14 protein-coding genes and 3 pseudogenes are annotated in these 23,043 nt (G+C 52.2%); 10 read left to right on the forward strand and 7 right to left on the reverse strand.

Features of this window, described 5'->3' with window-relative positions; translation table 11 throughout:
• Positions 1-61: 61 nt before the first annotated feature.
• The 3 genes from ACZ5YD_RS00360 (at position 62) to ACZ5YD_RS00370 (ending at position 2,793) form a co-directional block, all read left to right on the forward strand.
• Positions 62-730 carry a hypothetical protein gene (locus ACZ5YD_RS00360; RefSeq protein WP_464384447.1) on the forward strand — a complete coding sequence of 223 codons (669 nt, stop codon included), beginning with the start codon at positions 62-64 and terminating at the stop codon, positions 728-730.
• Positions 731-1,311: 581 nt separating this feature from the next.
• The gene (locus ACZ5YD_RS00365; RefSeq protein ID WP_379739488.1) at positions 1,312-2,001 is read left to right on the forward strand and encodes an SOS response-associated peptidase; all 690 of its coding nucleotides are present in this window, start codon (positions 1,312-1,314) and stop codon (positions 1,999-2,001) included.
• Between the two features lie 111 nt (positions 2,002-2,112).
• The gene (locus ACZ5YD_RS00370) at positions 2,113-2,793 is read left to right on the forward strand and encodes a class I SAM-dependent methyltransferase (RefSeq protein ID WP_379739485.1); all 681 of its coding nucleotides are present in this window, start codon (positions 2,113-2,115) and stop codon (positions 2,791-2,793) included.
• 269 nt (positions 2,794-3,062) lie between these two features.
• Here ACZ5YD_RS00370 and ACZ5YD_RS00375 read toward each other — a convergent pair whose 3' ends face one another.
• Positions 3,063-4,244, reverse strand: a complete 1,182-nt coding sequence (locus ACZ5YD_RS00375) for a type I restriction enzyme HsdR N-terminal domain-containing protein (RefSeq protein WP_379739483.1) — start codon at positions 4,242-4,244, stop codon at positions 3,063-3,065.
• Positions 4,245-4,480: 236 nt separating this feature from the next.
• Positions 4,481-4,753 (reverse strand): annotated as a pseudogene (locus tag ACZ5YD_RS00380) (BlaI/MecI/CopY family transcriptional regulator); the annotation flags it as partial.
• Positions 4,754-4,983: 230 nt separating this feature from the next.
• Between ACZ5YD_RS00380 and ACZ5YD_RS00385 the strand changes: the two are divergent.
• The 3 genes from ACZ5YD_RS00385 (at position 4,984) to ACZ5YD_RS00395 (ending at position 9,751) form a co-directional block, all read left to right on the forward strand.
• Positions 4,984-6,045, forward strand: a complete 1,062-nt coding sequence (locus ACZ5YD_RS00385) for a DUF5797 family protein (protein ID WP_379739480.1) — start codon at positions 4,984-4,986, stop codon at positions 6,043-6,045.
• Positions 6,046-6,812: 767 nt separating this feature from the next.
• Positions 6,813-7,295 carry a TspO/MBR family protein gene (locus ACZ5YD_RS00390; RefSeq protein ID WP_379739477.1) on the forward strand — a complete coding sequence of 161 codons (483 nt, stop codon included), beginning with the start codon at positions 6,813-6,815 and terminating at the stop codon, positions 7,293-7,295.
• Positions 7,296-8,035: 740 nt separating this feature from the next.
• Complete coding sequence (locus ACZ5YD_RS00395) at positions 8,036-9,751, forward strand: alpha/beta hydrolase (protein WP_379739474.1); 1,716 nt, start codon at positions 8,036-8,038, stop codon at positions 9,749-9,751.
• Between the two features lie 13 nt (positions 9,752-9,764).
• Here the strand turns inward: ACZ5YD_RS00395 and ACZ5YD_RS00400 are convergent, their stop codons facing one another.
• Together ACZ5YD_RS00400 and ACZ5YD_RS00405 are read right to left on the reverse strand one after the other, a co-directional pair.
• Positions 9,765-10,793, reverse strand: a complete 1,029-nt coding sequence (locus ACZ5YD_RS00400; protein ID WP_379739471.1) for a Cdc6/Cdc18 family protein — start codon at positions 10,791-10,793, stop codon at positions 9,765-9,767.
• A 574-nt stretch (positions 10,794-11,367) separates the two neighbouring features.
• Entirely contained in the window at positions 11,368-11,568 is a 201-nt protein-coding gene (locus ACZ5YD_RS00405; protein ID WP_379739468.1) for a hypothetical protein, read from the reverse strand.
• Positions 11,569-11,907: 339 nt separating this feature from the next.
• On the opposite strand from ACZ5YD_RS00405, the pseudogene ACZ5YD_RS00410 reads away from it, so the two are divergent.
• The 4 genes and pseudogenes from ACZ5YD_RS00410 to ACZ5YD_RS00425 form a co-directional block, all read left to right on the forward strand.
• Positions 11,908-12,204 (forward strand): annotated as a pseudogene (locus ACZ5YD_RS00410) (IS6 family transposase); the annotation flags it as partial.
• A 252-nt stretch (positions 12,205-12,456) separates the two neighbouring features.
• The gene (locus ACZ5YD_RS00415; protein WP_379739465.1) at positions 12,457-13,224 is read left to right on the forward strand and encodes a hypothetical protein; all 768 of its coding nucleotides are present in this window, start codon (positions 12,457-12,459) and stop codon (positions 13,222-13,224) included.
• 295 nt (positions 13,225-13,519) lie between these two features.
• A complete protein-coding gene (locus tag ACZ5YD_RS00420; RefSeq protein WP_379739462.1) occupies positions 13,520-14,422 on the forward strand; it encodes a hypothetical protein in 903 nt (300 codons plus the stop codon).
• Between the two features lie 1,132 nt (positions 14,423-15,554).
• Positions 15,555-15,650 (forward strand): annotated as a pseudogene (locus tag ACZ5YD_RS00425) (IS6 family transposase); the annotation flags it as partial.
• Positions 15,651-15,686: 36 nt separating this feature from the next.
• On the opposite strand, the gene ACZ5YD_RS00430 reads toward ACZ5YD_RS00425, so the two are convergent.
• From ACZ5YD_RS00430 to ACZ5YD_RS00440, 3 genes are all read right to left on the reverse strand, one after another.
• Positions 15,687-16,349 (reverse strand): tyrosine-type recombinase/integrase, encoded by a 663-nt coding sequence (locus ACZ5YD_RS00430; protein ID WP_379739458.1) that lies wholly within the window; start codon positions 16,347-16,349, stop codon positions 15,687-15,689.
• A gap of 200 nt (positions 16,350-16,549) precedes the next feature.
• Entirely contained in the window at positions 16,550-20,176 is a 3,627-nt protein-coding gene (locus ACZ5YD_RS00435) for a DEAD/DEAH box helicase (protein ID WP_379739455.1), read from the reverse strand.
• A complete protein-coding gene (locus tag ACZ5YD_RS00440; RefSeq protein ID WP_379739452.1) occupies positions 20,173-23,043 on the reverse strand; it encodes a DUF1156 domain-containing protein in 2,871 nt (956 codons plus the stop codon). The genes ACZ5YD_RS00435 and ACZ5YD_RS00440 overlap by 4 nt, the downstream gene beginning before the upstream one ends.

Below are 23,043 nucleotides of genomic sequence, written 5' to 3' on the forward strand. Positions count from 1 at the left end.
TGAGGCCGATCTACACGGTCACGTTGTGCCAGCTGATTTGTATCCCAAATTCGTTGAGTCGATGAAGGAACACCCCGAACGAAGGCTTGTTTCTGCCCATCACAAGAGAGACGAAATAATAGGTGAGATTCTATGGGCAGGTGTCAGAGAAGCTGAAGAAAAGACACATCTTGTTGGTGGAGTGGGGATCTATGAAGATGAGAGAAATCGATTGAATGAGATTGAGAAAGACATCCTCGGTGGGTTTAGTATCACTCTCGTCGGATATTCAAACAGTGCCGAAGATGATTGGGATCCGGATGCGGTGGATTTTGAATACAGAGGCTTTGGGGACGATTATCACAGGCTGAAAGGAGTTGTCGATGAAGGCAATATCCCCGCCCGGTTTGAAGTCCAAAAGTCAGCTGCTGGAGCATTCTTTCTGCAAGCTGTCGCTCAGAATTGGGTAACTATCCTGGAACTTGCGATGGCAGCGTGGGCAGTCTATGAGGCGCGGAAAGCCCGCCTGAAAGATTCAGAAGATCCTGCTGAAGAAACCACACCGCAAGTAGTCATCAAGGACACCGAGGTGAATGTCAATCAAGACATCGACGAGTTCCTCGACGGTTTACTGGACGCGCTTGACAAGGACCTCGATGAGGCCCAACGGCAGGTCGTGATTGAAGAAGCACTCGAAGCAAGAGAGGTTGCCAAGGGCGAGAAGGAAATTGAATCAGAGGCAGAAGATTGACCAGAGTCGATTTGATCTATTACACTTGTTGACCCGCGATTCATTTAATGATCCAGCTGGGTCTTCAACCTCTAATTGAAGTCTACAAAGTGCTTCGTGAAAGATTCGCGCCCTCTATTCAGCAGGCCGTTTGTATCAGCCGCTGAGGAATTCAACAGAACCATCGAGCGGTATTTTCGCCCAACACATAACATCTAGAACTCAGCTCTGTACTGCGCACACATAGCGGGAGGGAATGAGGTGTGGGAACTCTTGAATGACCGCCTCGTACACGGTTCCTTTCTGAGTTCTCTCGACACACACTCGAAGTCGAGTCTGGCCGTTCCGGAACTGCACTGGAAAGTGCCCTTGCTCCACTCCTTGAAAGCGGATTTCTCTCACACACAGATGATGAGAAAACGCCTTATTCTGTTGATGAACACCACGCGCTATATCGACCGACTGAACGGCTCTTCGACGCACTTTTTGACCAAGTAGCTGTTCTCTGTGAGCTACTGCCCCCGACCGAGCTCTAATCGAACGAGTCAGAGCCGTTCACATTTCCAGATACGTTGAAGACTCTCCCGGTCGGACCCGGATGTATGTGTGGCCGAAACTCGCTTTTCATCGATCAGGCTGACCTCGAGGCTCGATTCGACGCCGAGGTCGTCGCGGACGGCGGGTATACACCCCGATACAACATCGCGCCTGGCGACGATCTCCACATCATCACGAACGAGGCCTCCGACGAGATCGACACCTACCACTGGGGCCTGATTCCGTTCTGGGCCGACGAGCCCGAAGCGGGGATGATCAACGCTCGTTCGGAAACCGCAGACGAGAAACGCGTCTTTGACCGAGCGTGGGATTCTCGACCCTGTCTCGTCCTCTCGTCGGGCTTCTACGAGTGGCGATCGACGAACGGAGGATCGAAACAGCCCTTCCGGATTCACCGCGAGGGTGATCCGGCGTTCGCGATGGCCGGCCTCTGGGACGTCTGGGACGGTGCCGACGAGTCGATCTCGTGTGTAACGATCCTGACAACGGATCCGAACGACCTGATGAAGCCGATTCACGATCGAATGCCGGTCGTCCTTCCGAAAGACGTCGAGTCCGAGTGGCTCTCCGCCGGGGCAGATGCACGCAAGCGGTTGTGTCAGCCGTATCCAAAAGACGATTTAGCGGCCTACGAGGTCTCCACGCGGGTTAACAATCCCGGCAACGACGATCCGAAGATCATCGAACCGCTCGAACACGAGCAATCGGGACTCGGCGAATTCAGCTCGGGATAGCTGTTGACAGCGCGTGCCATCGAATCAGCTGTGAGATAGCGTGTATCTCGATCGAATCCGTAGGACTATGAAAATCCAGAGCAGTAGCGAACACGAGTAAGAAATCTCGCTATGACACCGCCACCGCACGGCGATGATACCGTCAAGCCCCTCGTCCAGCAACACTGGAACGGGCGGGCAGCAACATTTGACGAGGAGCGTCAACACGGAATCCACTCCGAGGAACAGCACGACCGCTGGCTCTCAGTGCTGCGGAAATGGACGGGGGACGACTCCCATCGGATACTCGACGTCGGTTGTGGGACAGGGGTCATCTCGCTGTTGCTCGCAGAACTCGGCCACGACGTCGTGGGCGTCGACGTCGCCCGGGAGATGCTCAAACACGCCCGATCGAAGGCTCGACAGACCGAGTACTCGATCGCGTTCCAGCAAGGGGACGCGGAGCGACTCGCCCTGCCGGATGACGCCGCCGAACTGGTAACCGCTCGCCACCTTGTCTGGACGCTTCCCAATCCGACTACAGCACTGCAGGAGTGGCAACGCGTCGTCGAGCCAGGTGGGCGGGTTCTCCTGATCGAGGGGTACTGGAACCACGACGAGCCGTGGGACGAGTACGAAGCCATACACGACGATCTGCCGATGTACCACGGCCGACCGCCCGACGAACTGAGCGACGTGCTCCTCCAGGGGGGCTTCTCCGATGTCACACACGAACCGCTGATGGATGCAACACTGTGGGGCGGAGAACCCTACCACGACTACTACATCATGAGCGGCACTGTCCCCCGTTGATGCGGGCTACATCCCTGTAGCGACGGTTTACTCCGTATTCCACGGGACACGTGGCTTCTCCTACGACACGATCGGGAATCTGCTTCGTGGCGGATTCGTTGCGGCAATTGACACAACGATCATCTCGGGACCTGCCTGTGTAATCGACACCTCCCATCTCCTTGAGGATGCTGCCGACGAATCGGGTCGATCGCCGGTCCAAAGCAGAAAGAGTGGTTATCCCGCCACCGTCTTTCGATGAGAGACGAACTCTAGCCAGGAATCGTCAGTCAAATAACGTCCTCTGTAGTCGATGCGTTCTTGAACGTCTTCAGGTCTGTGTAAACACGACCCTGCGGTGCCTTGTTCTTGTACCGGATCGGGTCTTCTAACTCATACAAACTGCCGGGTTCGAAGATGACAACCTGATCACCGGGGTCAAAATCTGCTTCGTCGCCAATGTACGATTCTTGGTCGCGAGCCAAAGTAGCCTCCTCTGCAGGAACGATCTCTTTGATAGACGCGATGTATTGGATTTCCATCGGGCCACCCGCGACGTAGAACGCTGCATAGTCGGGATCCTGACCAACTCGGACGAACCCCCAGGCGTTGTTCTCTTTGAGGAACTGAATGCCTGAGATTCTCGTGGGGAAGATGGCTATCTGGCTATTCGGCGGTCCGGGGATATCCGCCCGTGCAATCGTTCCCGCGAGAGCGTCTTTCCCCTTACCAGGTGTCCACTCGAACTCATCGCCGTGTTCGATTTCCTCAATGTTTCTTCCTCCTATCGAGAAATCATCTCGACCTTGGCGTTCGAGAGATGACGCTAACACGTCGACGAATTGCTTTGCCCCGTCCTGCACTGTCTGTGAGACGGCATCTCCGATTTCATCTGTAACGACACCCGCTATCCGCGTTGAGATCTCCGCTTTATTTTCCCGAAGTTGGTCCGCAGCTCGGCGGGTGGTCTCGACGTTTTCGGCGATCGTCTCTGATTCTCCGGATGCAATAGAGTCTCGAGAGAAGGCCCGAAGTAACCCGATCCTGTCCGGTAAATCATTCAGATCTATGTTACCAAGATGTATCTCGTCAGGCCTCTGGCTATCCTGTTTTCGTTTGTAGAGTTCCACCGTCGTTCCGTTGGTGAGCATCCCCCAGTCCACACCAGTCTGGCGCATGTAGCTCGTGAGTTGGTCTCGGTGTCCTGATGAAATAGCCGTGTCAGCTCCTTTTGCTTCGACAAAAACCACTGGTGCATCCTCTAATTCCAAGGCATAATCGACTTTCTTCGTTCCCACACCCATTTGGACCGAGTACTCTAATTCGACTTCGGAGGAGAGCATATCCCAACCCAGCAACTCCAGAAGCGGCTCAATGAGCTTTCGTCGCGTATTCTGTTCGTCCATTTGCGGGGACGACTCGAGAAGAGACTTTGATTGGTCGACGTAGTTAACTAACTCCTCCTTATCCATATCCAGCCACTTTTGACCCAGTTCTCTTAGTGATAAGGATCTGTGGTAATCGATAGCACGATTCAGTATGAGTACCGACCCAACCGGCTCAACGAAAGAGGAAGATCTGGGTACAGTGCTTGGAATCATCGCCACGACGGTCTCTCAACATCCCGGAAACGATGATCCGCTGGTCATCGAACCACAACCAAGCAGGCCTCGGTGAGTGTAGTTCCGGATAGGTGACGGCGTCACGGTCACCCCATCGGCGAAGCGACCGTCGAATCGACGATTGAGTATTCTCGATCACGACTCGTTCCCTCGGCCTCGAGGTGGTTGTACTGGACCATTTTCGAGAGATACGTCCGGACGGTCCGCTTCGTCCGGGGATCGTCGATGTCGTCGGAATAGCGCTCGTGGATCTCACTCGGCCCGAGTGGCCCGTGATCGCGCACGATTTCGTAGACGACCCGCTGATGGGTCGTGAGTGACTTGAGGCTCTTCTGCTTAATCTGGGCTCGAGCATCTTCGGGTCACCAACTCACCCTTACTCGGCCGCACTCTTCACGCTAAGGTTGACACCTTTTTTCATCGGCTGTGTTATGTTTATGTTTGAAAAGAGGATTTCAACAGTGTCGTGTATGAGTAGTTCGACGCGAATCGGATCCTCTGTCAGGGCTTGGAGCCTTCCGATAAAGCAACTAGCCCAGTGTGAGGTGGCCAACGAGAAGACTATAATGACTCTCACGAATCACCCGATATGGCCAATCCCTACGACGTTCTTGGGGTTCATCCGGATGCCGACGAGGAAGTTGTCAAGGCAGTGTATCAGGCCCTGGTAAAGAAACACCATCCAGACCAAGGAGGGGATCAAGAAGAATTTCAGCGAATCAAGGAAGCGTACGACCAGATCGAAGACAGTACTGGGACAAAACAGCAGCGGCAGGATCGTGATGCTGCATTCGAGGGCTTTGCGGATTCGATACTCGGGTTGAGCACGCCAGTTACATCCGAGACAATTCGTGGACGGCTTTCGGATGACTTGTCGATCCACCAAGGTCCTGTTCAAGTATCTCTCCTCGGATTCTTTCGAACGGACATTACTGATCTCGTCTGGGAGCACAAGCGTGATTCAGCAAACACTTCGAATCGATTTCTCGCCCTGTTCCATATCGAGAACACGTCTGAATACGTTCAGAAATGGCAGGGATCAGCGGAGACGAAGTATGTTGGAACAGACGGGTACAATTATGAGTCAATGCAGAACTCATTCTTGGCTACTGAACAGTATTCGCCGCTTCCAGCTCAGTATAGCGTGGATTTCGTGGACATGGAACCGGGGACCCAAACACTGGGTGTCGTTGCGCCAGAGGAAATCCCAATCGGCGTCGATGTTGATCGAGTGATTTACTCTCAGAACGTTTTTGAAGGAGACCAAACCGATGGATGGGTCCAACACAAGTATCGATTCGTGTTCGATATCACGCCAGAGACCCGCAAACAAATGCGAGCCCTCGTTGCTTCACCATTCGAACCGGCCGGCGAAATTGATGCAAAGCCGAAGGATACACCGAATGCCGACGTGTCGGCGGACGAGGAATCATTATCACCAGACGGCGATCTATCGGATACTGACCGACGAAGGTTACAGGACATTCTCCGACTGGAACCAACGAGCAACAAAGAGCTCGCATCCGAATGGAACTTAGAAAGTGGAAAACAGGTCTATCAGTACCTCTCAACGACTCTTGATGAATACTACTACCGTGATGATGAAAAACGTATCAGAGCTACCGAGTCCGCTAGTGAGATACTTTCCTAAATCTGAGTAAGAACAGACTCGAAGTAGTGGCTGTCTGCCGGAGCAGATGAATGTAAGCAGTTGTGTCAGCTATATTTTGACACCATTTGGCGGCTTACGAATACACGATCGAACCAAAGCCCGATCGCTTCGCGACATCGCCGATCAGTCCGGCGCCGAGGACTTCGAGGAGTGGTGTCGGTGGATCAATCGGGACCGGAGACTGCCCAAGAGTTCGTGGCCTTCTACGAGACCATGAACGAGCAGGCTGTCGCCCGTCGTGAACGGGACGGTGTGTACTGGGTGGCAGGCTGATGATATCCAGCGACGACGTTGATTACGACCAGAACGATCGCGCCGGCATCAAGGCCGGTCCAAATTCCACGAAAATCCGGCTGTGCAGTCCGGTTCCGACGGTCTTTTTTCTCATCTGTGTGTGAATCTCCCGTGTAGCCAATTAGGAAAGTTGACTCCGACCCATTCGACCCCCCAACATCATACAACATCCTGATTGGCTGCATTCCCCCTTTGTTGTTCCGTCGATCGTCGCCCAACACTCATCCGTATCCCTGGTGAACGACCGTATCTGCCCGGCGACTCACGTCGATCTCGTGACCGATCGCCGAAGAATCAGGTCCGTTGCATCGCCAAGCACAACCGCAGGTCGCCTCTTGGCCGACGTCGATCAGCGTGACCGCGGCCCACGCAGACAACGACGGCCCGCAGGTTACGTACGTTAAGTCTCATCAGACGCAACCACTACCTTTACTCCTAGAGTAGAGGGAGGCATGTTTCAACGGTATGGATTAACGACACGTGAGGGAGTTATCGCCCTTGGGGTGATTCTATCGGTGAATGCGCTTGGGGCATTACCGGCGGTATTCTTTGGTGCAGATACGGGATGGATCGACCGTCCGTGGTTCTATCCACCGGAAATTCTCTTTCCAATCGTATGGACGCTCCTGTTCACACTGATGGGAGCAGCTTTATTCATCGTCTGGCGGCATGGAACGGATCAACGATCTGTCCAAGTCGCTCTCAGTATATTCGCCATCCAGTTTGCCCTGAATCTAGGCTGGACACCGGTTTTCTTTGGGCTTCAGCGAGCTGATCTGGGACTCGTTTTGATCCTTCTGCTGTGGGCCACAATTGTTGCCACAATCGTTCTATTTTCTCGGGTTAGTCGTATCGCGGCCGCATTGCTGGTTCCGTATCTCGGATGGGTTTCGTTTGCAGTCATACTCAATTACGCAATCTACGCTGCAGGATAAAATGGCTACTTGGTTGTGACTCTCAACCAACTTTTCCGATAAATGGCGTTGTTGTTCGAAGGGCCGTGCTGAATAAACCAATGTCAGAGGAGTATCAACCCCGTCTGAGTAAATGTTAATAGAAAGCACCGAAATTGTACTGGAATTACTCTATGAACCGACGTCACTATATCGGCGCCACTGGGACGGTGGTAGTGAGTTCCGTTGGAGTGTGGGCCGCATATCAGCTAGATCAAGGAAACATCTCTCTTGGCGAGGATTCAGATATTTCTGAGACCGTAAGTCGGAGTCCCGAAACGGTAGAGTTTGACGTCTTGGCTGGGACCGAGATCCGCGTTAGTGTGAGAGATACGGGCTCCGAGAGCGCCCCATATACCGGTTCATTTACGTTGCAAGATCCGAACGGAAACGATGTTCTTACTGCAGGACCTCGATCGTCGGAGACGACGATGGAAACACATACTGCCGAACTGGATGGCACATATCGTCTTATTGTTAATCCACAAAACACGCGTCTCATTGTGAATATTTTTCTTCAAGAGCAAGGTGAGTGACTACGAGGCTGTTCGCTACGTTTGTCTACGATATCGTTTGAGAACAAACGCGATCGGACTGGATGTACGTACGATATACAAATCATTTAGTGATTCACATCTGCATTCGGTGTTATAATGTGGTGTGAGACTCCGTCGTGGAGCCGGAGACGAGTTTTGAAACGGTCAGCCGTCTCGGCTGTCGGTGTGGCTGCGATCGGTCACTCAGGATCAGTCTCTGCTCAGTCCACAGATGCGTCGATCGCGATCGACGATCAAGAGACGGATGGTCAGACGATCGTCGTCGCAGAGGCTCGAACCGACGTCGAAGCCACACTCATCATCATTTCGGATCATCAAGTCGACGGAACCAACATCAACTATCGAACGATCGAACTGGGTGCCGGTACCGACGTTACCGATCGACCTCTCGAACTGAGTAAGCCAATCCCCGAAACACAGGAGATACGGGCCGAGATCTGGGCTGATGATGAACTTCTTGCCCGGGATAGTGCACTCGTGGCGGTTGATGAGTCAATTGCGGATGCAGGACCGGCAGTCGAACTCGTTGAAGCCGATCCTGATTCCGGATTCTACCTTCCGTACGCTCTGTTTAAACCCACGACAGATCAGACAACTGAACGTCCGATTTACGTTCAGCCAAACAATGCCCCACGGGTCGAAACACGGGATGAACTGCAAGACCAAATCACCGATAGTGAATTCCGGGCTGCTGGTGAGCTTCGATTCCCGGGGCTTATCCCCGGATTGCCGCGGTTACCCGAAGACGGACTAGATCTCGTCCAAACCTTAGCGATTCAAACGTTACGGCCGGAAACCGGATTGGACGACATTACAACCGACGCATTCCCACAAGAGACGATCGAGCGGGTTGACGAGCAGATCGTGAACATGATCGATGACGCTCGAGAACGACTGGGCGATGAAGGATACCCAGTAAGCGATCTGATTCACATGGAGGGATTTTCGGGAGCAGGGACGTTCACGTCGCGATTTGCGTTCCTGCATCCAGGTCGAGTCAGCACCATTTCGGTTGGCGGGACGGGTGCAGCTCCGCTCCCCCACGACACGCTGAACGGGACACGCCTGCCCTATCCGCTCGGTACGGCTGATTATGAAGATCTCACGGGGAGATCATTCGACGAAGAGGCTTGGATGAACATTGATCAGTTCTTCTTCAACGGTGAAGAAGACCAGCCACTCCCGGAAACGGATCCACGAGGGTACTACGGAATCTCCACACAGTATGGCGATCGGGCTGTCGACGTCTACGGCAAAAACCGGATCACGGAACGGCTCCCAATCACGATGTCCGTGTACGAAGAAGCCGGCGCGAGTATGACATCCAAAGTGTACGAGGGTGTCGGACACTTGGTGAACGGGGAGATGCTCGATGATATCGTCGCCTTTCACCGAGAACGTTCGACGGCTGAGCACGCATTGTTCGGACTATCTGTGCGCCGATCCGCTGATCAAATCGGCGTCGACGAGTCGGTCACCGTGACCGTCGATATCGAAAATCGAGTGAGCCGTGTTGCAACCGCAACGCCGAGTTTGAGCGTCGATCAGCGAGAGATCAGTACGAAACAAAAGCAGATATCGCCTGGTGAAAGCGAGACGATCGAGTTTGAGCACTCGTTCGACACTCCTGGCTCGTACGAGTTTCGTGTTGATGGGAGACGAGTAAGTGGGAGTCCGATCGAGGTGGTTGAGAATCCACAGAGTAGTGCGGCGAACTCCAGCGATGTCTCAACAGCAGGTACGGAACCAACGAAGAGTCCGACTCCAGAGCAGGATGACGTAACGGCTGAGGAACAACCTGGGTTCGGTGTACTACAGGCGATCGCGTCAGCAGGTGGACTCGGATACCTGATCAAACGGCGAGCGTCAAATAACGAGTAGTGAGCGAGGTTGGTCACCCCATGGGCGAAGCGACCTTCGAATCGACGATCGAGTACTCCCGATCCCGACTCGTTCCCTCGGCCTCGAGGAGGTTGTACTGGACCATCTTCGAGAGATATGTCCGGACCGTCCGCTTCGTTCGAGGATCGTCGACGTCGTCGGAATAGTGCTCGTGGATCTCACTCGGTCCAATTGGCCCGTGATCGCGCACGATTTCGTAGACGACGCGCTGATGGGGCGTGAGCGACTCGAGGCTCTTCTGTTTGATCTGGGCACGTGCATCCTCGGCTGAGTCGAGGAGGATGTCGTCGGTGATCCGGTCGCAGTTCTCGCGATCGGCCTTGCTGGCCGCGGTCCGCAGAATTCCGATCGCGAGGCGGGCGTCGCCGGCGGCCGCATCCGCGATCCGGTAGAGCTGGTCGTCGACGATGACGTCCTCGTCGAGGCCCCACTTCGCGCGAGCACGCAGAATGTCGAACAACTGGTCGTCGTGGTACTTGTCCATCCGGACGTGCTCGCTCGACCGGAGGCGGCTCACGAGGCGATCGTCGATCTGACTGAACAGCTCTTCTTCCGTGTTCGCGATGCAGATGATCGCGAATTGTGGGAGATCATGAAGGGTGTAGATGATGCTCGGGTCCTCGAGCTGATCGACCTCGTCGAGGATGACCACGGTTCGAGGACCGTCGTACTCCTGGAGTCGATTGGTGAGTTCGTCGTGGGGTGTCGACTGACGGTGGATGTCGATCGTCGTTCCGAGATCGTCGAGAATCTGGTAGAGCGCACGAAATCGGGTGTGGTTCCGCCAGCAGTTGACGTAGGTCGCCTCGACGTCGAGAACCTCCTCGCGAAGGCGCTCGGTGACGAACTTCGAGATGCAGGTCTTACCGGCGCCGCTTGGGCCGGTGACGATCGCCGTGTCGGCGGGCTCGTCGTTTGTGATCGGCTCGAGGACGCTGGAAAGGTGGTTCACCTCGGCGTCGCGATGCTCGACCTCACGAGGGACGAACCCGGCACGGAGAACGCGAGCATCGCGAATCATCTGTCGGTGAGTGACTAGTTCCGGTGTGAGTCATAAAAGTATGACTGGGTGGATTCCGGAAAGGCTCTGATCGCCGTTGGAACGCTTCCGCTATTACTCCGCCTCCACTCGATTCTGATTGTGGAAATATCCGGTTTCCGGAAACGGCCGGAATCCCAGTCACCGGTGTGGAGCTCGTCGTCGATCTCGATTGGGGATGAGACGGGCAACTTCTCTGGAATGTAGTAGGGGTGGGGATGCGACTGCCGGTAGTGTCCCGACGCCTCCGAAGGTTGCTACCGAGTTCCCATTTTGAATTAGATTGTGTGTGACGCGTCTTATTCATATTTGGTATAAGTTAATTTGGCCCTGTTAAAATCCTCTTCTTCAGACATATTCTTGTCTGAAACAGCCGGTTGCTGAAAAGGGCGAACCTATCGTCACTAGTTCTATCGACTTCCGTTGATGTTCAACGTAGCTCGCTGAATACAGGGCGCGAATCCAGCAATTCAACTGTATTTTCCCGACTCTAAGCAGTTCTACTCATGTGATTTCTTGAGGAAATATTCTACAGCCGCGTTGAATGTTTGGGAATTCATATGTTTTTGAAGAGTTGGTAAAACATCGCAATGATCACGAAGACGACCATTACATAGACAAGACCGGATATAACTTCAACAATAATGTTATCGAGGATGCTTGCGATACTCGGCGCGCTGATCGTCGCAACGACGAACGCACCAATAACAAGGATGATTCCTGCGACGAACAGTTCAATTACATCGTCTGGAGTCATAATTCCCCCCGCTTCAAACGTTCAATCGTAATTCGGTTGTACAAGCTGATTAATAAGGCGATAATCACGAGTGAAGTGACACCTGACAGTACAGCTGCCGAGGGAATCGGCAAGTCTTGACTGAGAACACGATACGCGCCGGCGAAAAGCCCGCTCCCGGTGCCGATAATCCCAAAGAATAGTCCCGCGAACTGGGAGAAGCTTAGATCGATCACGCTTTGAGCAGACTCCTCATCATTCAAGACTGCCTATTCTTGTGAATTTATATGTATTAAAAGTTAGCTTCAATACCAAGATCGCGTTAAGTTAGAGGATGAGGCGGACGAGTTCTGAGTGTCTATGGCAGAATTCGACCGCCTCAGCGAAGGTATCGCGTGGATCGACTTGTCGTTTGTGGAGCGAGATCGAACTCCGCGGTGGGCGATTGAAGTAGGGATCCGCTGCCACTTGGCTGGTATGTCACTACGCGAAATAAGTAAATTACTTGGTGAGTATGGAATTGAACGGAGTCACGTCGCTATTCACGACTGGGTTCATAAAGCTGATCTACAGCCGATCTCGACCGTCTCCGAGGATCAGCTTGCGGTTGACGAAAAGATGCTCCGCCTCCACGGTCAACAGTTCTGGACCGACGGGGACACCTTGAAGGAGGGACATTATCCTACCAATTAGGAGATCGTTGATAAAAGGACTCCTCCGAGAATTCATTTCTCCGAAGCCGTCAAGAAGTAGGGCACATATTCAGCAAGGTCCGAAAGTCAGTTAGAAAGAGAACATAGTGGTAGTCGAAGACAGGACAGGATAAAACTGACTCTCTGTTCGAAACATAACTTAAAGTGACACACTCATCCTTATACCGGGACACGACATACTACGAATACATCCTGCATGTGGAGTCAATACGATTTTGAAGCCATTGAAGCCCTCCACGAGGAAGTCGCCGAGGACTACTCCGACCTGAACCACCCGCACGGCGAGTACGCTCGAGTACTTCTCACGGCCACGCAGAATCTCCACGATACTGACACCGGCCTACGGCACGTGCACGGCGATGTCATCGGCGACGAACACAAAATGCAGATGTTCTATCTCCGTAGAGGAGTCAGAGCGCTCTTCTCAGTATATCATTCCGCGAAATACCACCACTACAGCACGGCATACTCACGGATCCGTGTACTCCTCGAATTGTACCTTGTCGTAAGAGAGATGAACCGGAAGCAAGAGAAGACGAAACAGAAATTCCAGGATGCGCGGTCCGAAATCCGAGAGAACGAGTATGGCCCGTTTGACCCTCTCCCGTTCGCAGATTATGTGGACGGGCTTCGACGGCATCTCCTCGGCACGCTCACCGATGAGTATGAGTCGCTCGATGCGTTAATTGGGCGGCTCAGCGATTTCGGCGCACACCCCACTTCGATTAAGACGCCGCAGAGAGAGATGGAGCACGTTGATATCCTTGAGGAGAACGTGCTGGGTTTCGCGCTCATGTTCGCATTTGGCCTCGCAGCGCAGTACGCGCGTACGTTCAAAGACACCCCGCTCGAGCGTGCTATGCGGGAGGATATGGATGCAATATTCGTTGCTGTGCTTTGGCAAGTCGGGTCTTTGCCCGAGTTTTTCGCGGAAGATTTGCAGTTCGGGTCGCAGATCGGGTAACACTTAGTACTTCCTGATAAGTTAACAAGCCGCCAGTTTGGGGCCTGAGAGGGATCTCCTCACTCTTCTCGAAGATGCTGAACGCACAGAATACAACCTCAGAGGATGGATTTGATGGATGACTTGTTTTCATATGAGCCTGTCCACAATCATTAGTTGGGCATCCTGTTGACCGGTTACGATACTTATTACACTTTTCAGGGAATGAGGGATCGCAACGGTACTGAGCGAGACATGCTTCCCCTTGTTTTAGCGGTACGTTAAATAACGAAGTCTCGAAAGGTCACCCCGATAGATGACAGCTTTCGACAAAGACGCCCGGGAATTCCACAAGGAACTGGCCCAAGACTACATCGCAAAACTAGAAAGCAGCGGCGTCATAGATCCAGAGAAATACTTTGAACAGGTCAACGCCTTCACCCATGGGCGGATCACTGAGGAAGAAGACGTTCGGGAGTTCCTCGGGGACGAAGAGCTTCCTTTGGAGGCTTTCTACCGGGTTACTCCTACCTGCGGTCAGGATGTAATGATGGCGACGTTGAACCCTGGGATGCAGAACTCGCTTAGTCTTTCTACGTTCACGGATGGTGAGTATGGACGTCAGCACGAGGTCGGCGCCGATCTAGAATGGAAAGCGGCGAAGGTGGCTGCGAATCTGGACGGGTTCCTGACCCATCGGGACAATATGTTCAGTGATTTGATTGACGGTCTTCGCAGCGAACTGGATTTGATGGACGGATCTGGGAGTTTGGAGGATTACTTGGACTGCAGCGAGGACTCTCCGCTGGATGGCTTCTTTGGGGATGTCTGTTATACTTGGATGTATAAGCTGGCGACTCCGGACGATGGATACATCAGCGGGCTGGGAGGACCGAGTAAGTCGGAGGCGAGGGAAAGGTTTGCTGAAGAAATATTCGATGTTGTCGAGCCGAAAGTGTTGGTTTGCGTTGGGAAGGATGGTTGGAAGACGGTGTGGGATTATCTAGATAACCCGGAAGATAAGATCGAGGCGTATTCAGAGGATTCGCCTGTGATTGATAGCTATCATCCGAAACTCGAGAAAGGTGCATACAGCGGTTTATACCGTATTGAGTCAGAGGATCTATGGGTGATTACGACGTGGCACGCCAGCTACTGGGTCAAGTCTGATCGGCTCCGACGGAACGCCCAAAAACTGAATGATGAACTGAGTATGTAGCTAGACAAGGTTCGTATAGCACGTTGCTTACAGCTTGATTCTGTGTGAAGTACAATGTTGTATCGAAGGATAACGACCCGTATGAAATACCCAGTAAATCTATCGGCACTCCTACTTATCGGTTTTTTACTAGCTCAAGGAATGGAACGAACGACACCCGCTTGCTGAGTACATCCTCTATATTCAGCAGGCGGTTCTTGGCACATTTCGGATAGATGGATAATCGCTTCGGTAATCGCTTACCCTGTACTGAACGAGTGAGCGTAGAAAATTATCAACTACTGAGAGTTACAACAGAGCCGTTAATTTGAATAGTGAGACGAGATTCGACACTATGTGTGCTCACCGCCATCCATTTTGGATGCGGAGCATGGGCGGAGCAGTATGCACCCCGGAGTGCCGCTGTAAGCACGGGAAATGTAGGGCAGTTTGACCACCTGGCCGTGATACTGTCGCTGCCGCTCACACGTGCTTGCCGGACTGTTCAGCACGGACCGCTCCTACAGCGTATCAGCTACCCATGTTCTTACCTAACAGTTCCTGTCTAATCTGGCCATGATTTTGGTAAGAGTCTGAGAGATTAAGGCGAGAGACATACCGTAATTGCAAGTGCAGTGCATCAAATGAGAGTCACGGGTGAGTAGCCCGAACAACACACCACTACTGCAAGTGAAACTGCTCGAGATTCGGTAATAGTACCACATCTCCGTTCTTCACTTGCAAACGTGATGTGTGGCCCCCACAGATCGATGGCAGTCTGAAGACACACACCACTGTTTCACCAATGTAGCGAGAGTGTCGTCAGGAGTTCACGAATTCTATTTCGAGCCGGGGAGGGGCGAGCTCAGACAAATCTACAAGACACCCACCAGTGTTTCAGGAATTAATTCAGCCGGAAGGATACTTGACTCATAACGGGAGAGTGGTCAACACTCGATTTGAGGAGTTGAGGATAGCTATCTCGGAAGACTGGAGACATTACACATCTCTCAGGAACTCGCCCCAGGAGAGTAACCACGATATTCTCGTGGTCGATCCAGATATTCGGATGGTCGGTTAGCCCGAATATGGTCACGAATACCTCAAGACCCCCACCACCGTTTCACCAATTCATCCGGATTAGAGTGTGGGTCGAGTACTAAAGCGTCGAACCTTGTCGTTCTCGAATTGCTTCAGCCACGTTGAACCGGAAACCGCAGAATCATGGCTTCTAGGCTTCGCTCGTTGACACAATGCTACTAACTAAACACCACAGGTCATACCGTCAATGAATACTAGTAAGAGCTCGGCGAGTCATAGCACCATCTACATTCAAATATTGTTGAGCAGTTTCCAAATCTTTCCAGCCAAACATTGCTCGAAGCGCAGTCATATCTAATCCACGACCAGCGTGATAGGAAGCTGCCGTTGCTCTAAGCCCATGCGGTGATGTTGTATTTGACTGTAATTTTGGAGCATGTTCAAGCGCGCTATTGAGTCGACGTTGAAGTGTAGATAATGAATACGGCCACCCTCCGTGTTCCTCATCTAAAAACTCTAATGCAATATGGACTCGAGACGAAAAATGAAAAGGCACAGCACGAGCTGCTGCTGATGTTTTTGGTTGCCAGTATTTTTTACTGAGTTTTGCATATTCTTTAGCCGAGTCTGATTGTTGACTAACCGCTTGACGGCAGTAGCCACACAAGCCGCCGTTGCGTCCCTTATTACAGGAATGATGGTTTGGAATTCGAATCATCTCCCGTTGCCAATCGATCCACTCTCCAGAGAGATGCGTGAGTTCGCCTGGGCGAAGTCCTAAACGGCCACCAATAAGGATGATAGCATGAGCCTCCAAACTTGCATTGGTATCGTTCATTCGGTGGGTGGCTTGAAGTAGTCGTTCGAAATCACGCTCGGTGAGTGTGCTTTCATGTGTAGGTGGCATGAATACGGCCATCTCCCGTGTACTGGTAAGCCAAACTATGTTGTGATACGTAGGACAGCTATATTGGAAACTAGTGTGTTTGTCAAGCAGGCCTGTATCTGCTCAAATTAATATAATAGTACTCAAACAATCTCGATTACGTAACGAATATGCAGATATAATTTTACATAGTGACCGTTGATTATTACCTATTTACTTTGCTAAAATTGCGACAACCAATTTAGAACAATCTGCTCAGCATCGTCGATATCTGTTATTGGATTCGACCCCCCTAGTAGATTAATCTCTCTTTCACTCGTTACTGCGGGCTCTACAACAGCCGCCTGTTTTGCATCAGCAACCCGGCTACTTCGAGTAACTGAAGATCCACTTTCTCCATATTGGCCACAGACGAACTCGACATTATCAACTTCTGCTGGAGCAGCTTCGCGGACGAGCGCTTCGAATAGTGGATCTCCAGGTAGGAGCAGCCGAATTGACGGGAACTGCTCAGCAATCTCTGGCTTGAACGTCACAACAACACCGCTACCCCCTCCAAGCTCTGCCTGAGCTGTCTCTCCGAGCGACTCCGGCATTGCTACTGCACCCTCCTCCGGCAGTTCCAGAACGTATGCATCGTCGACGATATCTTCGTAGTCGTCGGCGCGGGCATGGTTCCGGAGGGCAGTAAACGACCAGTCTGTCTCTTCGAGGCGGTCGCTTTGCGTAAGCTGTATCTCGATCGTCTCTAAGCTCACCAACGGTTCATACGACCGATCACCGGTCCCGATCTCATCGAATGCGGGATAGCAATAGGGTTCCCACCCGTCAAGTCCGGAACTTTCGATTATCGCCTCTTTCGTCGACACCTCTTCTGGCTCACCTGCTAGCCCGGTCTCCTCGGCTTTCTCCTGGGCACGTTTTGCCCGTGAGTCCGCTTCTTCGACGACTTGTTCACTGGGCTCTCTAGTGTCATCAGACCCGGAACTACCCATAACAGCGTCTTTGATGTCCTGTTCGATGCTGTTCAGTACCGGACGCATCGGCCCAACCACGTTCTCGAACAGCTGTAACCGTCCCTCCAGTTCCTCATAGATGTCGCCGTCGATGCTGTCCTTGTAGGCGTAGTTGATGATCTTCACGACCTCGTTCTTCTGGCCAATACGGTCGATTCGACCGATGCGTTGTTCAACCCGCATCGGATTCCACGGCAGATCGAAATTGATCAGCGCATCTGCAGTCTGGAGGTTCAGCCCCTCACTCGCGCTGTCTGTACAGATCAGGATATTGGTGTCCCCGTCAGTGAAATCGCGCTTGATCGCCTCTTTACCGACGTTCACCCACTCTCCGGATGTTTCGTCGTACTGCATCCCGCCACCACCACTGTACGTACCGACGTTCGGATGTGTGTCTGTCAGGGTCTCACGGATATGCTCGAGGGTATCGTGATATTGTGTGAAGATGATGATGTTATCACGGGCGCTCTGACGGAGCGAGCGAATGTCGCGGCGCAACTGCGCTACCTTCGGGTCGGTATGGGCCTGCCTGAGATCGTCCACGAACTCTTGGAGGGCCGTCCGCTCCGCCTGAATCACGTCGGCGGCACCACGACTACTTGGCTGATAGGCGTCGAGGGATGCTTGGCCGATCGCCTCGTCGATGGTCGCCTCCGTCACTCCGGCGTCCCTACTAAGCTCGGAGACCTCCTCGGTCATGTCCTCAACCTTCTCGTCGAGCTTCTCCATCCGGCGCTGGAGGCTCTGCTTGATGGCGTGTAGACTGCTCGTCAGGCGCTGACGATACGTGGTCATCACGAAGCCCAACGCGAGTTTCTCCTTCCCTGTCAGGACTTTCTGCGACTGCTTATACGTCTCATCAATATACTGCTCTACCTGATCGTACAGCGGGGCTGCGTCACCCAGCTCGATACGTTTTGTCTCGACATCCCGAGTCGGAACCGTATCGTCGAGCAGCTCGAGATCCTGACACTGCTCCAATACCGCTCGAGTATTCCGGAAGATGCGGGACTGAACCGGTGTCGCCCACTGAGAAGCCTCCACTAGTGCGCTCCACTCCGTTGGCCCACAGTCGAAAATGAGCGAGCGCGGATCGTCAAATCGGGGTGAGGTTTCGCGCACGCCGACGAGTTTCTCGAGGGCTTTCCGCTGCTGAATTGACTCCGTGTCCGTCGCCTCGACTAGCGCCTTCGCCTGCTCGTCGTAGCCGGGATTCGACGTGAGATGTTCGTGAATGAGTTTCCCGAACCGTTCAATTCTTGGTCGGCCTTCGTCCTCCTCCAGATCGAGCTCTTTCTGGAACTGTTGGAGAACCTGTTGCTGTCCATCGGCTATATTCTGATACCGAGAGCCGACGGTACTGAGGCTGTCCTCGAGTGCCTGCCGTGTTTCGAAGAACTCGACGAATCGGTCCTTGTCGTCCCAACCCTCTGGGAGATCGCATAGTCGAAGGAGATCGTAGAGCTCGCCAACATTCAGCTGCATGGGCGTCGCCGTGAGAGCGTAGAGACACCGGGAGGCCTCTTCGGCCTGTCCGAGCAAGTCGTAGAGTTTCGTCTCCTCGCGAGCACTGTGTGCCTCGTCGACGACTGTGAGATCCCACACGTTCTCGTCGATGCGTGGGGCGACGTGTCCCTGATTGCCCTCGCGGCGGGCGGTATGCCACGACTCGATCACGACGGTTGACTCATCTCTATCCGTAACGAACGAACCAATCGGCGTGTTCTCCCACGCGTCGGCGTCGATCGCTCCGGATGTGGGGATACGGTGACCCTCTGCGTCTCCGAGAGGGCCGATCATGTAATCGCCGTCGTAGGACCGTTCGTGATAGTAGGCGTGGATATTGAAGCGGTCGAGGAGTTCATTCTGCCACTGCTGAACCAACCCTGCAGGAACCAGAAACAGCGCCTGCTCAGCCTCCCCGACCTGCATCAGCCGTGAGAGCGTCAGGCCTGCTTCGATGGTTTTGCCGAGCCCCACCTCGTCACAGAACAGGAGGTTGTTCGGGTAGATACTGACCGCGGTATCGGAGATCGTTCGCTGATGGGGCCAGGGCGTGACAGTACTGATCTCCTCTGCGAGGTGGATTCCTCCTGGTGTCCGTCCGGCGATCGAGACCACACCGGCGGTATCGTCTTCGGGCACCGTCGTCTGGGGGTCGTGATTCTTGACGCGCTCGACGTGTTCCTCGAGCATTCCATCGGTGTCCTTCCAGTCGATAAGGTCCTGGCGGGCAGCTTCGTCGAGCTCGAAGACATCGACGGAGGGGTGGAAGCCGTTCCAGAGTGCGTTGAACGTCGAAACGTCTTCCTCGACATACTTCGCCTCGCCGCGGCTCCAGGAGCGATGAACTTTGAAGCGTTCGTAGTTGTACTGCCACGCACTGAGCGTCTCGTTGATACTCCCCTCAAAGCTGATCTTGTTGCCCTCGCGATCGACACCGATGCCGAGCTTCGGGTGGAAGATCCCGTCACCGCCTTTGGGGTCACCGACCTTGATTTGGAGGTCGCCGCGGTCGAGGAGGGTCGCGATGATGGTGAGTTGGGACTGAACCCACGGTTCCAGGGGTTCATCTGCATCAGGGAACATCGCTCCCTTCTCGCGCTTCTGGAGGTCGGCTCCAGCGATGACACGTACTGTTCCATCAGTCTCGAGGAGGGAGTCAACCCCTTCGAGAGCGTCCGCCAGACTACGCAGACTCAGATAGCCGGCGAGCCGGTCGTAGCGGATGATCTCGTTGAGGAATGGCCGGTAGAACGTCTCCATAAGCGTCCGGTTGGTCTGGAACTCGCTCTCGTACACCGGCTCCCATGAGGCGTCCCTGAGGGTCATTTGTCGTGTTCTTCTAAGGAAGTCTGCCTCTCTAAACCAGACATATCGATATGATCAACATTTATATCGAGATAGTCTCCTGTCTCACCTGAGATCAAATTGGTCAGAACTTCATACATATCTTCGTCTTCTGGCAGTACTTCCAGTAGTGCAGTAATTGCAACTTTAAATTCGTCGTTGGATTTCAAATTCCGCTCTGTAAGCCATTTCCACGCTGCTCTGGGGCCGTCACGATCATATACGTGAAGCGCAGAATGTACTAGATCGATCGTATACGTGAACCTCGTGTCTGTGGGATTTACTGGATATTTTCTGGAGGATGGATTATCAACGCTATCGTCCTGTAGCAGAATAATATCCTGAACTCTGTCCTGATAACCTTGGAGGGTGACTTCGGTTCCTCCTCGCCATAATTTCGTGGAACGTTTTATATCGTCAATGTCGACTCCTGCGGCTACTCCTAATTGCCGTCCTTCATCATATGGTATCGTATCGTTTTCGTAGATTAACCATGCGAGGATGTACCAACGAGTCAACGCATCCAGCTGTTCAAACCCTTTTGTATTAAGGAATTTCTCTGCGATCACACTTGTGACCGCTTTACGGGCTTCTGTCAGCGCCTTTCGGGGCCTAATCGATTCACCTTTCTTATTAACTACTGGATGGGCTTCTGCAAATCGTTGAAGCGTAGGACCATATACTGCAATTGCGGTGTCTGTCTTCGAAATATTATACTCTGAATTGAGAATTTTCTCTGTCTCTTCTTCTGCAAGAGATTCGATATCGCGCGCAATATTCTCCCATAACGTCGACTCATCGGAGGAGGTCTCACTTGTTTTTCGAGCGACCAATAGGATGGAGCTGTCGGCGCTAGATTTTCCTTGGAGTCCTACACGGTCTGTCTTCTCTGTCTTGATGGGATGTGTTGCTGAAATAACGAACCCAGCATCAATTAGAGCAGTAGTTAGGGTATCCCAGGCATCCATATCCCGATGTGTAAACATGACCGTCATGATCCCGTTTCCACTTAGTAATCTATGAATTTCTGAAAAAATATCATTCATTTTATCTTCATAGAATTGGTTTGCTAACTCCTTCTTTGATTCATTATCACCGGCGATCTCGTTGAATCTGGATGGATTAGCTACTGCTTCATCATCCTTATTCGGGAGAGTAGAGCTGAACAGGTCTGGGAATATGTCTTTTAAATATCTTTTTTGAAGTACGTAATATGCCTCTGAGAGCTCGGCATACATGATACTACTATAGTACGGAGGGTCAACTACTGCAATATCGACATCCCCTTTAGATATCTCGGTATTAAGTGATGCAGCGTCTATCGAGTGAGTTTCAAGATCACCTGACACATCATATGTGGCCAATTCCTCATAGGAATCCAAAACATGTGATAAACTCTGCACATATCCCCTTCTCGGAGCCGACAAATTATTGTCCCCGAACATTTTCTTGATTGCATAATTATTGTCGGTAAATAGTGGGTCAGGATACCCCCGAGAATCGTACCACTGTGAAAGACGAGAATTGAAGCTAAATGCCCTACTAGCACCAAGTGTTAGAATAGTTAATATCGCTTTAGATCTCCTTTCAGAGTATTCCCTCTGAATCTCATCTTTGAACTTTTCATACGCTTGATGGTATTCATAATGCACAACCAGTTGGCGGGGGATGAAAATGTCCTGCCACTGGTCAATGCCATACCGTTTGATTTGCGATGTATTTAATCCGTGTTCGACTGGCTCAGAGAGAAAATCCAGCATGGCGAAGTCTGTTTCGACCCGCTCCGCCGCTTTTTTCATTCCCTGATTGTCAACTTCATCTCCGGCTCGGTATTTCCGATCACCGCTTGCATCTTCATAATTTACACCATATACACTGTACTCGAAATCCCCATCATGGATTTTGTTGCGTATTTGCTTCTCTTCTGTAACTACTCCACAGAAGGGACATTCTGCGTCTCCCCGAGAAACAGGTGCATTGGCCGGGTCATATTCCGACTTAGGTGTTCTGTCCATATCGACGAATTCGTACTCAACACTTCCATTTTCGTACTTTGGTCGGACAGCAGCTCCCCCCTTTGAACTTTGATTCAACCACCACTTCGATACTAGTGGAATGTCTCCACCGCAGGAGTCACATCTAATAATGTATGTACACGCACAGCTCAGAATGGTGCGTTCTTCAGAATTTGTCGGATAGTACTTTTCAATTGATCTTTTAGCTTCTTTATGAATCTTCTCTCCCCATTTTTCTACGTCTTCTTCTAGCGAGCCTACTTCTGGGGCGTACTCCACTCCTGCCTTAATAATCAGCGACGGTACTGGATTGAGCTCGTTTGAAATCGTCGGAAATCCATATCGAATCGATTCGAATGGGATAATCCCTCGTCCAGCGGTCGGATCGAGAAGAGTCGGTAGGTCACCTCCCCACGCTTCTTTGACTTCCTCGTGGAAATTTGAGAGTTGAACCTCGGTTGGGGAGATCGTATTCGGATTAGGATATCCGTAGTGTTCATCGATTGTTTTTCCGTTCCGATCTTGTGCGAATTTCTCTTGTATATAGTCAGAGATCCCTTCTTCCATCGCTTTTGGTCCGAATCGCATAATCTTGAGGAGTTTGTCGGCCTCTATTTGGCCAGGGTAAGCAGATGCCAAAACAGAAAGTCTGGCCGCAGGGGTAGGCCTTCCAGCAAACCATTTGTGGAGGCCTCTTAGTGCATGATAACGACCTGACTTCATGTCTTTTTGACTTTCAATGTCAATTGCTGTTAGAGGCAGTCGGGATTCAATTGCTACATTGTCGGGTGCTTCTTGCTCTATACTATCGGGTGCGGAATTGTTCTCAGACAT

The sequence above is a fragment of the Halopenitus salinus genome (assembly GCF_055397165.1).

Excerpts from the sequence above, each read along its gene's own strand:
- ACZ5YD_RS00360 (WP_464384447.1), top strand. The coding sequence starts at position 62 with ATGAAGGAACACCCCGAACGAAGGCTTGTTTCTGCCCATCACAAGAGA.
- ACZ5YD_RS00365 (WP_379739488.1), top strand. The coding sequence starts at position 1,312 with ATGTGTGGCCGAAACTCGCTTTTCATCGATCAGGCTGACCTCGAGGCT.
- ACZ5YD_RS00370 (WP_379739485.1), top strand. The coding sequence starts at position 2,113 with ATGACACCGCCACCGCACGGCGATGATACCGTCAAGCCCCTCGTCCAG.
- ACZ5YD_RS00375 (WP_379739483.1), bottom strand. The coding sequence starts at position 4,244 with ATGGATAAGGAGGAGTTAGTTAACTACGTCGACCAATCAAAGTCTCTT.
- ACZ5YD_RS00385 (WP_379739480.1), top strand. The coding sequence starts at position 4,984 with ATGGCCAATCCCTACGACGTTCTTGGGGTTCATCCGGATGCCGACGAG.
- ACZ5YD_RS00390 (WP_379739477.1), top strand. The coding sequence starts at position 6,813 with ATGTTTCAACGGTATGGATTAACGACACGTGAGGGAGTTATCGCCCTT.
- ACZ5YD_RS00400 (WP_379739471.1), bottom strand. The coding sequence starts at position 10,793 with ATGATTCGCGATGCTCGCGTTCTCCGTGCCGGGTTCGTCCCTCGTGAG.
- ACZ5YD_RS00405 (WP_379739468.1), bottom strand. The coding sequence starts at position 11,568 with ATGACTCCAGACGATGTAATTGAACTGTTCGTCGCAGGAATCATCCTT.
- ACZ5YD_RS00415 (WP_379739465.1), top strand. The coding sequence starts at position 12,457 with ATGTGGAGTCAATACGATTTTGAAGCCATTGAAGCCCTCCACGAGGAA.
- ACZ5YD_RS00420 (WP_379739462.1), top strand. The coding sequence starts at position 13,520 with ATGACAGCTTTCGACAAAGACGCCCGGGAATTCCACAAGGAACTGGCC.
- ACZ5YD_RS00430 (WP_379739458.1), bottom strand. The coding sequence starts at position 16,349 with ATGCCACCTACACATGAAAGCACACTCACCGAGCGTGATTTCGAACGA.
- ACZ5YD_RS00435 (WP_379739455.1), bottom strand. The coding sequence starts at position 20,176 with ATGACCCTCAGGGACGCCTCATGGGAGCCGGTGTACGAGAGCGAGTTC.
- ACZ5YD_RS00440 (WP_379739452.1), bottom strand. The coding sequence starts at position 23,043 with ATGTCTGAGAACAATTCCGCACCCGATAGTATAGAGCAAGAAGCACCC.